The organism is Paenibacillus sp. HGH0039, from assembly GCF_000411255.1.
In the GTDB taxonomy this organism is placed as follows: Bacteria; Bacillota; Bacilli; order Paenibacillales; family NBRC-103111; genus Paenibacillus_F.
The window spans coordinates 2,244,673-2,257,696 of record NZ_KE150412.1 but is presented as its reverse complement, the minus strand read 5'-3'; the positions used below and the strand labels follow the sequence as shown (position 1 = coordinate 2,257,696).

The 13,024-nt window shown below is 56.3% G+C and carries 10 protein-coding genes and 1 riboswitch; of the genes, 3 read left to right on the top strand and 7 right to left on the bottom strand.

All coding sequences use genetic code 11. The features are described 5' to 3' along the window. Positions 1-97: 97 nt before the first annotated feature. From nrdF to HMPREF1207_RS09735, 6 genes are all read right to left on the bottom strand, one after another. Positions 98-1,057 carry a class 1b ribonucleoside-diphosphate reductase subunit beta gene (gene nrdF, locus HMPREF1207_RS09770; RefSeq protein ID WP_016423626.1) on the bottom strand — a complete coding sequence of 320 codons (960 nt, stop codon included), beginning with the start codon at positions 1,055-1,057 and terminating at the stop codon, positions 98-100. A 219-nt stretch (positions 1,058-1,276) separates the two neighbouring features. Next, the gene (gene nrdE / locus HMPREF1207_RS09765; protein ID WP_009676302.1) at positions 1,277-3,361 is read right to left on the bottom strand and encodes a class 1b ribonucleoside-diphosphate reductase subunit alpha; all 2,085 of its coding nucleotides are present in this window, start codon (positions 3,359-3,361) and stop codon (positions 1,277-1,279) included. Continuing rightward, complete coding sequence (gene nrdI, locus HMPREF1207_RS09760) at positions 3,348-3,707, bottom strand: class Ib ribonucleoside-diphosphate reductase assembly flavoprotein NrdI (protein WP_009676335.1); 360 nt, start codon at positions 3,705-3,707, stop codon at positions 3,348-3,350. Before nrdI ends, nrdE begins: the two co-directional genes overlap by 14 nt. A 290-nt stretch (positions 3,708-3,997) precedes the next feature. Continuing rightward, positions 3,998-4,193: riboswitch (cobalamin riboswitch) on the bottom strand. Positions 4,194-4,714: 521 nt separating this feature from the next. Further along, complete coding sequence (locus tag HMPREF1207_RS09745; protein WP_009676334.1) at positions 4,715-6,811, bottom strand: hypothetical protein; 2,097 nt, start codon at positions 6,809-6,811, stop codon at positions 4,715-4,717. A gap of 170 nt (positions 6,812-6,981) precedes the next feature. Beyond that, positions 6,982-7,935: an aldolase catalytic domain-containing protein gene (locus HMPREF1207_RS09740; RefSeq protein WP_009676343.1), complete on the bottom strand. Its 954-nt coding sequence runs from the start codon at positions 7,933-7,935 to the stop codon at positions 6,982-6,984. A 199-nt stretch (positions 7,936-8,134) separates the two neighbouring features. After that, the gene (locus HMPREF1207_RS09735; RefSeq protein ID WP_009676312.1) at positions 8,135-8,449 is read right to left on the bottom strand and encodes a hypothetical protein; all 315 of its coding nucleotides are present in this window, start codon (positions 8,447-8,449) and stop codon (positions 8,135-8,137) included. Positions 8,450-8,581: 132 nt separating this feature from the next. On the opposite strand from HMPREF1207_RS09735, the gene HMPREF1207_RS09730 reads away from it, so the two are divergent. From HMPREF1207_RS09730 to HMPREF1207_RS09720, 3 genes are all read left to right on the top strand, one after another. Further along, on the top strand, positions 8,582-9,280 hold the full coding sequence (locus HMPREF1207_RS09730) for an ABC transporter ATP-binding protein (RefSeq protein ID WP_009676324.1): 699 nt from the start codon (positions 8,582-8,584) through the stop codon (positions 9,278-9,280). Positions 9,281-9,292: 12 nt separating this feature from the next. Continuing rightward, the gene (locus tag HMPREF1207_RS09725; protein WP_009676336.1) at positions 9,293-10,513 is read left to right on the top strand and encodes an ABC transporter permease; all 1,221 of its coding nucleotides are present in this window, start codon (positions 9,293-9,295) and stop codon (positions 10,511-10,513) included. Positions 10,514-10,622: 109 nt separating this feature from the next. Continuing rightward, complete coding sequence (locus HMPREF1207_RS09720) at positions 10,623-11,105, top strand: hypothetical protein (protein ID WP_009676339.1); 483 nt, start codon at positions 10,623-10,625, stop codon at positions 11,103-11,105. Positions 11,106-11,636: 531 nt separating this feature from the next. Here the strand turns inward: HMPREF1207_RS09720 and HMPREF1207_RS09715 are convergent. Beyond that, positions 11,637-12,911, bottom strand: coding sequence for an NAD(P)/FAD-dependent oxidoreductase (locus HMPREF1207_RS09715; RefSeq protein WP_009676307.1), 1,275 nt, complete (start codon positions 12,909-12,911; stop codon positions 11,637-11,639). Between the last annotated feature and the right edge of the window lie 113 nt (positions 12,912-13,024).

Sequence of the window (13,024 nt, the reverse complement as noted above, 5' to 3'; positions counted from 1 at the left end):
AAAATTGTCTCCAATTTTGTACGTCTTTTTCGTGTACCCGGCCGCTTGCGGGTCTGTCCCTCCGGGCCGAGAAGAAAGCGGGCGCCGACGGAGCGGCTTACAGCCCTTCGAAGCTGAAATCGTCGTCGCTAAGCGGTTCGACGCGGAGGGCGCGGACGTAGCCGTTGCCTTTTTTCGAGAAAAAGTCATGCTGCTTCGTCTGCGTCCGGATTCCGTTCAGAACGACCGGATGAACCGGCTCTTCCGGGAAATAAGGATCGCGTCCGAGATTCATCAGCGCTTTGTTGGCGTTGTAGCGCACGTAACGCAGCACATCGTCCTGCAGGCCGAGCGGAGTGTACAGCTCTTCCGTGTAGAGCTTCTCGATCTCGTACAGCTCCAGAAGCAGCTTGATCTGCTCCTCGGCGGCTTCCTGCTGATCGGCTTCGCTCAGAGACGCGAACAGCTCCTGCGCCAGCGTGCCGACGTACAGGCCGTGGATGCTTTCATCGCGCAGAATGAGGTCGATGATCTCGCCGCTGTTCGTCATTTTGCCTTGTCCCGCCAAATAGAGCGGGTAGAAGAAGCCGCTGTAGAACAGGTAGCTTTCGAGATAGACGGAAGCCGTCATCGCCAGGTACAGGTCTTTGTCGGACTGGATGCTGTTGTAGTAGCGGTTGATGAGATCCGCTTTCTGCTGCAGGCGTCCGTTCTCTTCGACCCAGCGGAAAATGCCGTCGATCTCCTCGTTGCTCGCCAGCGTCGTGAAAATGCTGCTGTAGGACTTCGCATGAATCTGCTCCATCATGCCCATAAACGACAGCACCGCTTTGCGCTGGAGGCCGTCCATGTGCTCGACGAGTCTCGGCATGCCGACTCCGCCTTGAAGGGTGTCCAGCAGCGTCAGGCCGCCCAGAACCTTCTTGTAGACGTCCTGCTCGTCCGGACTCATCTCGATCCAGACCATTTTATCGTCGGAAAGGGGAATTTCTTCTTCGGTCCAGAACTGCATCACGTTCTGCTGCCAAAACGACCAGGTGTAATCGTCGTCGGGTTTATTCCAATTGACGGCTTTCATCGCTTTCTCTCCTTTGGATGGGGCGCGCTGCAAATGCGGCATCAGTCGCTGCCGTGCATAACCATAGGCAGCTTTATACGGGGCTGACAATTCCGGCCCGGCATAAAGCTGCTTATAGGGATAGCGCCATACGGATGATTTGCGGCCTGCGCGGAGCGTTTTTACGCTCCGCGCAGCCGGCTTTCTTTTACACTAATCTATTCTTAACCCGGCCCTCTCTTAAACGGAGCAGCTCAGGCATTCTTCCATGGTCAGCCGCTTTGTGCGGGTATAGTAGAGTGATTTCAGGCCTTTTTTGGCGGCGTACAGGTAGTTGCGGGCCAGCTCGCGGGTCGAGATGTCGCTGTTTACGTGCAGTACGGTTGAAATCCCCTGATCCACATGTTCCTGGATTTCCGCGATAAGATCAATGATCTTGAACGGGTCCATCCGGTAAGCCGACTTGTAGAAGAACATGTTTTCCTTGGACAGGTAAGGCATCGGATAGTAGGTCGTCGAGTTCGCATACGTGCGCGTTTCGATCTGATCGACGATCGGCATAACGCTCGAAGTGGCGTTTTGAACGTACGAGATGCTCTGCGTCGGCGCGATGGCCAGGCGGTAAGCATGGTACAGGCCGTGTTTCATGACCTGTTCTTTCAGGACTTTCCAGTCTTCCGGCGAAGGAAGATTCATGCCCTCGAAGAGAGCTTTGACTTTATCGGATTCCGGACGGTAATCCTTTTCTTCGTACTTGGCGAAATAGGTGCCTTTCGCGTATTCGGAGCGTTCGAAATCGGCGAAAGTGATACCGCGGTCGCGTGCGATTTCCATGCTCTTCTCCAGCGAGTAGAAGTTGATGGCCATGAAGAAGGCGCGCGCAAACTCTTTCGCTTCCGGGCTTTCGTAAGCGATCCGGTTCTTCGACAGATAGCCGTGCAGGTTCATCGCGCCAAGTCCGACGGAATGAAGCTCCTTGTTCGCTTTCACAACGCCCGGCGCGTTCGCGACCGTCGTGTTGTCACTGACGGAAGTCAGCGCTTCGATGCCGCTGTGGACGGAATCGCGGATGCTTTTCGTTTCCATCACGTTCACGATGTTAAGCGAAGCGAGGTTGCAGGAAATGTCCCGGCGGATAATATCGCCTTGGCCGTAATCGCCGATTTCCGTCGTCTCCTGGAGCTGGAAAATTTCCGTGCACAGGTTGGACATTTTCACTTTGCCGATGTCTTTCAGGGCATGTCCGCGGTTCGCGTTGGAACGGTTCATGATGTAAGGATAGCCGGATTCCAGCTGGATAACGGCAATTTTGGTCAGCATGTCGCGGGCGCTCATGACGACTTTCTTCTTCACGTTCGGGTTGGCGAGCAGCTCTTCGTACATGTCGTCGATATTCATATCGTCGAGGTGACGGCCGTACTCCTTGTAGACGGAGAACGGGGCGAACACGTGCAGCGGCTTGTTCTGCTCGGCCAGCTCGTAAAACTTCTGCGGCACGATCAGGCCGATGGAAAGCGTCTGGATGCGGGATTTCTCGTCCGCGTTGATTTTTTTGCAGTCGAGGAATTCGATGATGTCCCAGCCGAATACGGAGTAGTAGACGGCTCCGGAGCCCCGGCGCTGACCCATCTGGTCCGCATAGGAGAAGGCATCCTCAAGGAGCTTCATGACGGGCATGATGCCCTTGGCGGCGCCTTCGACGCCTTTGATCGGTTCGCCGCGTCCGCGCAGCTTGGACATGTTCACGGCTACGCCGCCGCCGATTTTGGACAGCTGCATGCAGGTGCCGATGACGTACTGAATGGAGTTCAGGGAGTCGTCCATCTCCAGCAGGAAGCAGGAGACCATTTCGCCCCGGCGGCTGCGTCCCGCGTTCAGGAACGTCGGCGTTGCCGGCTGGACGCGCTGCTCGATGATCGCCTTGGCGATCCGCTGGGCTTTGCCGATGTCGCCTTCACCCAAGTGAAGGGCGACGATGGCGGCACGGTCCTCGTACGATTCGAGGACTTGCTTTTTATCGTTGGTACGCAGGGCGTAATCTTTATAAAATTTCGAAGCGGCCATGTAGGATTGGAACTTAAAGCCGCTTTCGCGGATGGTTTCGTGGATGGCTTCGATCTGCTCCAGCGTGTAGTGTTCGTACACGTTCTCGTAGAAATCTTCGCCGATCAGATAATCGTAGCGTTCTTTGATGCTGCCGAAAGGAACGGTCTGCCCCTGCACTTCCTCAAGGAAGGCGTCCAGCGCTTCGCGGTCTTTCTCCAGACGGTAAAACCCGTCTTCCCCCGGTATCATGAGTTCGTTGTTCAGTTCAATATGCTTCAAGATGGCGCACCCCTTTATGGAATCGTTCCACGTCGCTAGACGTGCCGGAAAGTTCGAATTTGGCAAGCACCGGAACACCGTATGCCGATGAAATGCGGTCGGCGCTCAGGGCAAAGGATTGTCCCCAGTTCTGGTTGCCGCTTGCGGCTACACCGCGCAGAAGGGAAGAGTGATGTTTCAGAAAGTCCAGCACTTTGCCGGGAATTTGACCGAATCCGGTCGTATAGGTCACAAGGACGAACGGCTCCTGGATCGTCAAATCCTCTTCGATCCGTACGGCCTTCAAATTCAGCTTGTTAATGAATCGTTGAACATTTCCCGTACGGGAATCGTACACTACCAGCATGGAAGCATCTTCCTTTCCACTCTTTCAAAAATACGGGGCGCGCCGACCACGGGAAGTAGTCGGCGCGCCCGGATGAAAGCCGCTCCTTGTGTGACAAAGAGCGGCTCTAAATTCACAGTCAGCTTCCAGCCCTTTCGCGCGCCGCTGACGGCTCTGCAAAAAGGCTGGCTGAAGCCGCGCGTACAAGCCGGCTGCCCGGCTCCCCGCCGGAAGGCGGAAGAGGGGGACAGCCAGGCTAGGCGGCTGTATGTGAAAAACGTCCGGACACCTCCCTATCTCCCGTAGGTTCAGCGGTGTCTTTCAGACAGGCAGGTCTCCTGGCTCCAGGTTCATTGCGCCCCTCCGCGGCCTTCCCGACGGCATTCGTCAGTGGCGGTATGGGTAGGGCGCTCCCCGTTGACAGTGGCGGGACCGCGCCGGATTCTCACCGGACTTCCCTTTTGATTCCCGCCTGGTAGGCGGGAAACCTGTCCAATCCATATATAGTCTATATATAGTGAATATGTAGGTGATAGATATGAATTTACCTCAATATATTGTGGTTTGTCAACTGTGCGTAAGGACTCAACAAGGGGAGGAAAACCGAGATATAAGGCGAAAAAGGTGTGATAACCTGCCCATAAACGGGCGAGATTTTATTTCGGATTCTTTTTATTTCGACAAAGTTTGCGGGCGGCGCAGGGGCGTGCAGCCAAGCTGATTTCCATGCGTTGAGCGGGTGTTTTTATGTGCATCTAAATAAAAAAGGATCAAGCTCCTTGGATTGGAGCTTGATCCTTTTTTACATGTTTAAATTCTTCTTGTTGTTCTTTTTATAAAGAATTATTATGCCAGCAAGTATCCATTCGATCACGTGCAGAGCGACAGATAAAGTGAGAGCGGACAAAAAATCCTTGATGTACACACCGGGAATCAGATGAGCAAAAACATAAATCAGAAGACAGTCTGCGATTATCGTGATGATTTGTCTGCTGTAAACGGAAGGAGGCCTTTGGAGTCCGGCTGTCTCACTGGCCGCTGCCCTGCCTAACCAACTCATCCACGGACCACGCCACGCACCAGGGATACTGGTTTTTCGTTTCCTGCGGAATCCAGTAGCAGCGGTCCGTTTTATTTTTATCGGGGTAAAACACATACATGAGCAGCTTCACTTCGCTGATATCATCGGTTTCGCCCGGACGGGGATTCGGGTAACGGACCGTACAGCCCATTTGAGATGAGAATTGGGTGGACACGTTCACTTCATACGTGTACATGAAGCTGGACCCTACACCGATCGAAAATACATCGCCGGGCGCCTTGCCCGCAGGCTTGCATTCAACGGATACGCTGTTGGAAACGGAGGTGATGGTTTTGCTGACTTTAATAAAATTTTCTTCGATTTTCATGGATTCCGACCAATTCACCGGCATACTGAACGAAAGCTGTTTATCCGCATAATCGGGCAGCGCCGTAAACCTTTGCACATAATTCTCGATGCGGTTCGGATCGGGCTGTTTCGGAAATGTGTTCAGGGATTTGCCTTTACGGGCTTCGATGCTAAGATCCGATACGGAGAAAAGACTGAGCTGCACGGCCAAGTCATTCTTTTGCCAATCCGCCAGTTTGTAGGTAAGCCTGGTTATGTTGGGACGGATATACAAATGCGCAGCCGTTTTTTTGGTGGCAGAGGGGTACAGTTCAATCGAAAATTCCTTGATGCTCTTCATTTCGGAAGTGACGGACCGCGTCCGCTCATAAGCGATCTTCAGCTCGCCGCCGAGACCTACGACCGGAACTTTGCCGCTAAAGTTGAGAGAAGCGCCGAATTTGTACTTCGCGGATACCGCCGCCTGCTCCTCCTTCGACCACTTGAACCGGAAGGAACAGATGGAATCTTTAAGTTCGGAACCGTTCAGCACGTGGGGAGGGGGGCTTTCCACAACGCCCAGAAACGTAAGATGGTCATCGTTGGCCCAGTTCGTAAGCGTGTCCGTCAAGGTAAGCCGGTCGGAGCGGTATCGGCCTATTCCGAGATGTTTTTTCCTACCGGAGCCGTCGAATGTCTGCGTAAACCAGATTTCCGACTGGATATGTCCCTCGTCCGTAGGTTTGAAAAACTGGAAAGCGTCCACATGGTGCCCGGAAGGCGTCGACATATGCCCCCAGTTCCGGGGAATGGGAGACGACCAGCGGCCCGAAGGGACGGAGTATTCGTATCTCCTCGCTTTGATGTCTTTCTCGATTTTGCCGCTGACGAACATCTGAAGGACGCTGCCTGTACAGCCGTTCTCGATTGATCCCGGAACGACCGCGAAGTGGCTGACGTTTTCGTCTTCCGCTATGGACTGCGGTTCATTTACTTTCCGGGGCGGCGCATTCTCTTCGTGGTGCAGGAGCCACGTTTTTAAAGCTTCTTTTTTGCGGGGAATGACCGACTTCGTATCCCGGCTTCTTTGAATGTAGCCGACCATGATCCGCACTTCGCCGCCGGGGTCCCGGTAGCTGCACGCCGCCGTATGAGTGACGTCCGCAATGCCGATTTCATCCGCCTTGCCGTCTTTCGCGGGGCGCTGTTCACGGGCTTCAGTCCGCTCCCACGTCTGCCCTCCGTCATCCGTCCAGTTCAGCGCCAGCTTGCCGTCCGCACCGGAGCCGATGAGATACAAGCGGGTTCCGGCCGACACGGCTGCGAACCGGCTGTCCGTCCGAAGGCGCATGCGCTCGCTTAAGGTAAGAGCCGATGACCATTCGATCCCGTCCTGGGAGGTCATTTGGTGCAGCGCTCCCCTCTGATCCGCGTAAAACAGGTACAGGACGCCTTCATGCGCGCACGCCGCCAGAGCAGGTATCCAGCCTCCGCTGACCCCGTCGCACCCATAGGCCACTTTGGTCAAATACTCGATACCGAGCGGCCCTTTCTTCTTGTTGGGGCTCTTAACGACTCTGACCATTTCTTGTTTATCATCATTGAGATAGGTTTCCATACAGACGAGATCCAGCAAATTCCCGTTCGTGTAAAAAAGATAAGCTTTATTGTTGAAAAACGTGCCGGCAGCCGGTCCGAGATTGGATGCCCTCGTATAAAACTCCTCAAAAGCATCGTGTTTGGTTTTGGCAGACATGGTCTCACTCCAGTGGTTAATAAGATGGCGTTCTTTTCCATGGACCACTATACCAAACCGAAATTTTTAAGAAAATTAACGAAAGTTAACGGAAAGAGAAGGATTTTAAAATTCCCGGAGACGGAAAAGCAAAAAGATCCCTTCCCGGAGGAAAGGATCTTTTAAGGTGATTAATTGTTGGCGATAGTTTCCGGCGTCGTCAGCTTGTCGTAGAACTCGACGTACTTGTCCTTGTCCGCAGTGTTGCGGACAGCCATGGCTACGCGCGGGTGTTCGTTGAGCGTTCCGGCGACCATGTAAGGAATGATGTAGCCCCACTCCACTTTCTCGCGCATGGCGACCATGTGGCGTTCGATCAGGTCCAGGACGGGACGCACATCGTAACGCGGGTTTTTCAGGTAGCTGACGAGCAGCTCGGTGGTGCAGTTGCCTGCCGCGCGGCCCATGCCGAAGACGGAGGTGTCGAGGAACTCGACGCCTTTCTCGGCACCGATTACGGTGTTGGAGAACGCGAGCTGCATATTGTTATGCATATGAAGGCCCAGTTTCTTCTCGGGGAGAAGACGCTGGAATTTATTGACCATATAGTCGATATCCTTATGATTCATGCTGCCGTACGAATCGACGACGTATACCACGTCAACCGGGCTTTTGTTGATGAGCTCGAACGCTTCGTTGAGTTCGTTTTCCATCACGTGGGAGAGCGCCATGATGTTCAGCGTCGTTTCGTAACCCATGTCGTGGAACTTTTGTACCAGCTGCAGACCCTTGTCCACATCTTTGATATAAGAAGCTACGCGGATCAGATCCAGTTGGCTCTGCTCGCGGGGGAGAATGTCGTTCTCGTCGACGCGGCCGATATCCACGAGCGCGGAAAGCTTCGTATCGTTTTTGGTAGGGATAACCTCACGCAGGAAATCCTCATTCAGAAAACGCCAAGGGCCCGCATTGTCGCTTTTCAGGAGCTTGGCCGAGTTTTTGTAACCGATCTCCATATATTCAACGCCGGCTGCGTTTAAGCCGCGATACATATCCTGAACAAATTCCACGCTAAAATCCCAATTGTTGACGAGTCCTCCGTCGCGTATCGTACAATCGAGAATTTTATGCTGATCGTGTTTCATTTCGGTACCCTCCAAAAGCCGCATACCGGCTCAACTTTTTGCTATATTATCACGCATCTGATAAGGGTTGTCAATCAATCGGCGCAATTGTCGGACAAACGAAAGAACTGACAGACGGTCAAATAAAAAAGCGGACTCCTAAGGGAATCCGCCTTTTTACAGGTTCCGGCGCCGCATGCCTTCTTTTGTAAGTCCGGGTTTACCGGACGAGGACAAGCTTCCCAATGAGTGGCAGCGGTCTCATTCTGCCGTCATGAGCGTTCCGGATCCCGATAAAAGCCAGCGCGAAGACGGAGATGTCCAGGGGAGGCATAAGCAGGTTCTCCACACCCGGCAGCAGCCCGAGCAGCAGATGCGCGAAAACCGCGTAGAGCAGGAGCAGCAGCCCCTGGTTCGCATGGTACATCGCGAATCTGGAATGCCTGGCAACCATCAGCGGCAGACAAAAAATCAGATAAGCGGACATGGCGGCGGATTTGTTGCTGTCGATATCAGAGGAATTGTGATTGTGCATACGCGGACACCTCACACTCAGAATCGAAAACATGAAGCCGGAGAAATTTCTGCTATACTTCTACTATAGAATATGCATACCCCGTTTGAAAAGGGATAGACGCAGGCTGGACACGGAAATGGAGGAATTTATTTGGAAAAAGCTACGGTTCATATAAAAAAGGCGGGATACGGCGATTCCGGCGCGATTTTGCGGGATATTGACTTCCGTATCCTGGAGGGCCAGCTGATCGGTCTGATCGGGCCCAACGGCGCAGGCAAAAGCACGACCATCAAGAGCATGCTCGGCCTGCTGAAGGATGTCGAGGGGAACATTGAATTTGCCGACGGACGGGCTTCGGTGGCTTATGTGCCGGAGCAGCCGGTGCTGTACGAGGAGCTTACGCTGTGGGAGCACATGGAGCTTGCGGCGGCGGCCTACGGGCTGGAGCGCCCGGTCTTCGAGGAACGGGCGGAGGCGCTGCTGGCCCAGTTTAAGCTGTCGGGTGACCGGCACCGGTTGCCGGTGGCCTTCTCCAAAGGCATGCAGCAGAAGGTGATGCTCATCATCGGCTTCCTTAACCGGCCCTCCTTGTACATCGTCGACGAGCCGTTCATCGGACTGGACCCGAGGGCGACGAAGGACTTCCTGGAGCTGCTGCGGAAGGAGCGGGAGAGGGGAGCGGGCATTCTGATGAGCACCCACGTGCTCGATACCGCGGAGCGCATCTGCGACTCTTTCCTGCTGCTCAGCGAAGGGCGGATCGTAGCGCAGGGGACGCTGGACGAAGTGCGGCAGGAGTCGGGACTGCCGGACGGCACTCTCTTCGACTGCTTCCATGCGCTGGTCTGAGGAGGGGAGAAGATGAACATGACACCGGCAAAATTATTCAAGCGAAGGCTGCTCGATGACTGGACCTACCAGTACCGCATTCTGCGTACGGCGGTAGACTGGACGGTGGCCGTGTATCTAATCGTTCCGGCCCTGATCTTCGCCTTCATTTATTATTCGGCGTGGTGGCGGACGCCGCCCGAATGGTTCGGCTATATCCCGGCATCGCTGGTCGCCGTTTTCTTGTATCTGTTCGCCTGGTCCGGCACCGTCCGCTTCTTCATCGAGGAAGCGGACCAGCTCTTCCTCGTGCGCAGCGAAGGCTGGATGCCCGCGATCAAGCGCCGCGGGCTTCTGTACTCGCTTGCGCTTCAGGCGCTGACGACGGCCCTGCTGGCGGGCGCTCTGCTGCCCCTGCTGCGCGCGGAAGGATCGGGCGGCGCGCTGAAGCTTGCGGCCCTGTTCCTGGCCGTCTACGCGGCCAAGGTCAACCTGGGCCTGCTGCGCCAGCTTGCGGCGCTCGCCTGGGCGGGATGGAAGCGCGTGGCCGCTTCCATCGTGCTGTTCGCGGCAGGCTTTCTCATCTACTGGGCCTGTGTCCAGTTGATTCTGGCGGGTGCTGCCGCGGGCTATCTCGCCGGGCCGCTCCTGCTTGCGGCCGCGGTTCCGCTCAGCCGCCGCCGTCTGCGGGCGGCGGGAGCGTTCTACCCCGACGTTCAGCGGGAGCGGGAGGCGAGGCTGAAGCTCGCCTCCCTGATGCTCCGCGGCATCGTCGAGGGCAAGAAGCCGCGGCAGCTCCGGGCTCCGCTGGTGCTGGGCCGCTCGCAGCGGGTGGTCCGCGGAACGGGCGCTTCGGCGGTTCTGGCCGATTCGCTCGTCAAATCGGTCCTCCGCCGGCCCGGCCAGTGGAAGCTGTACGCCCAGTTGACGGCTGTGCTCGCGTTCGCCGCATGGCGGCTTCCCGGTCCGATGCACGTCGTCCTGTGGGCCGTCGCCGCTTTCGTGCTGGCCTACTGGATGAAGTCGGTCGCGCGGGAAACGCTGGGCGCTTCTTTCTTCCGCATGTTCGCGTGGAGCGAAATCAGCAAGCAGGAGGCGCTCCGCAAAGCGTCGTTCGCTCTGGCCGTTCCCGGACTCGCGCTGATCGGGCTTGTCGCGGGCGGCAGCATCTCGCTGCCGCTGGGGATCGCCGCTCTTGTGCTTTCGGTGCCCGCCGCGTATGCGGCCGCTTTTCTGGTGACCATCTGGTATTAAACGCCAGGGTTTGGCGAACACTAAGGGCGACCGGCAAGCGTGCGTCCCGGGTAGAAAGCTCGATAGGAAGAGCGCACGGCGGATCTGACAGCACCGGAAAGGATGCCTTATGAGCGACACACCGATATTTTTCGAATTTCCGCAGGAACGGGATATGCGGCTTGCTTATGATACGTTGTTTGAGCTGGGCTACCGGCCGGGCGTCAATGCTTCGGAAGGGAAGTCTACGCTGCACATCCATGTGGAAGGGCAGGACCTTGCTTCCGCCATGCAGATCGCCCAGGCACACGCGGGTGAGCTGATCGACGCGCCGCCTGCCGCCGAGGTCAGTTACAGCGAACCGGAGGCTTACGCGGCGGCGTACGATCTCGACACGATCCGGATCCCGGCTCACTTGATCCAGGATCCGGAGGAGGACGCGCCGGAAGGGACCCTGGCTGCTGTGCATAATGGGGACGGAATCGGCAGCGTTCCGGACGCTTATACCGACGCAGCGGGTGCGGGGGCCGACGGCTCGTACGAGGAGCCGCAGCGGCAGTTTGACCCGTCCGACGACGATCTGGACCGGTTCTCGGCCGGGATTCATTTATGAGACGGGGCTGCCCTGCGGGTCCCGGCTGTCCGCCGGACGCCCCGCGAGTTCATGGCGCATAGCAGAGGCGGATCGCCCCATGAGGAGGGTCCACTGCATGGTCCCGTCATCATGTGTTGTTCAACTGCCGCGGATACCGGCAGGAACACGGCCGATCCACGGCAGCCTGAACTACTTCGCTCGAACGACAAAAAAACCAGCCTCTCCGGAAGGAGGAGTTGGTCTTTTTGGTTTAGACGGGGCGGTAGTGTCCCGTTTGTTCAGCGCTTGGCTGTGCGATGTCATCCGGCCTGGCGGGCGGCTTCGAAACACCCGCTTTGCGCGGAAACAAGGCTGGCTTTACAGGGAGACAGCTCCCTGCTTCCATCGGCAGCCCGCAAGAGAATAAGCTGCCGGAAGTCCTTCTCGATTCCCGAAAGACCCATGGGTGACGAATGGAACGGCACCGTACGCCCGATTTTCTCCGCCTTTCGTGCCGCATCGCAGCCGGTTAACGGCGATTCCTTTTTCCTTATGCCGCAGTCCCGCCTCTTAAACAGTCACTTCCTCCGCCCGCATAGCCGCATGCTTGCCCGCCGTATAACCCGTGGCGAAAGCCGCCGTAATGTTGTAGCCGCCCGTATACCCGTGAATATCCAGAACCTCGCCGCAAAAAAACAGGCCCTCCGTCAGCTTGGATTCCATCGTTTTGGGATCGATTTCTTTCAAGTTCACGCCTCCGCCGGTGACGAAGGCTTCCTCGATCGACAAGGTTCCGTTAACGCGGAGAGGGAAAGCTTTCAGGAGCTTGCTCAACTCCATCCAGTTCTGCTTGGGCAGGTTGGCGTGGGTGAGCGCCTCGTCCAGCTCCGCTTTTTGGAGCAGCAGGGGAATGAGCCGCTCGGAGACGGCGCCCTTCAGCACGTTCTTGATCGCCCGTTTCGGTTCGGCCGCGGCGAGCGCCAGCGTCTGTTCGTACACTTCCTCCGTACTCCGGTCGGGGAACAGGTCGATAGTGAGCTCGACGCTGTCCTTCTGCGACTTGCGGAGTTCCTTGACGACGAACTGGCTGCAGCGCAGCGAGATGGGGCCCGAGATCCCGAAATGCGTAAAAATCATATCGCCTTGATGGGTAATCAGCTTCTTGCCCTTGGCGTTCCATACGGTAAGCGCCGCATTGCGCAGCGACAAGCCCTGCAGCTCCCGGCTTTTGATGAAAGGCTCAGCCGAAGTGAGCGGCACTTCCGTAGGAAAGAGCTCGGTAATGGTATGACCGGCCGCCTGCGCCCAAGCGTAGCCGTCGCCCGTCGAACCCGTGTGAGGCACGGACTTGCCGCCGGAAGCGACGATCACGCATTTGCCGCGCAGCGTTTCCCCGGTTTGCAGCCGCACGCCGGTCGTCCGCCCGTTCTCGTAAAGCACGCGGTCTACGGAGCAGTGGGTCCGGATGGTTACGCCTTGGCCGCGCACTTGGCGGATCAGCGTATCTACGACGGTTTTGGCTTTATCGGAAACGGGGAACATGCGCCCGTTGTCTTCCTCTTTCAGCCGGATGCCGAGATTTTCAAAGAAAGCGATAATATCCTGGTTGTTGAAATGAGAGAAGGCGCTGTATAAAAAACGGCCGTTGCCGGGAATGTGCCGGATGAGCTCGTCCATTTCCTTATTATTTGTGACGTTGCAGCGTCCACCGCCCGAAATTCCGAGCTTCCGGCCTAATTTGTCGCCTTTGTCCAACAGAAGCACGCTGGCTCCGTCCGCGCTTGCGGCGACGCCGGCCATAAGACCCGCCGAACCGCCGCCGATAATAATGACATCGTAAATCATGTAGTTGTAAACTCCCTAAACCTTCGAATTTTATTCGATCATATCACGGATCGTCCGCTTTTCAAACCGGTAGGGATCGCGCCTTTGAAGGGGGGATGGAGGCCAAATTGGAA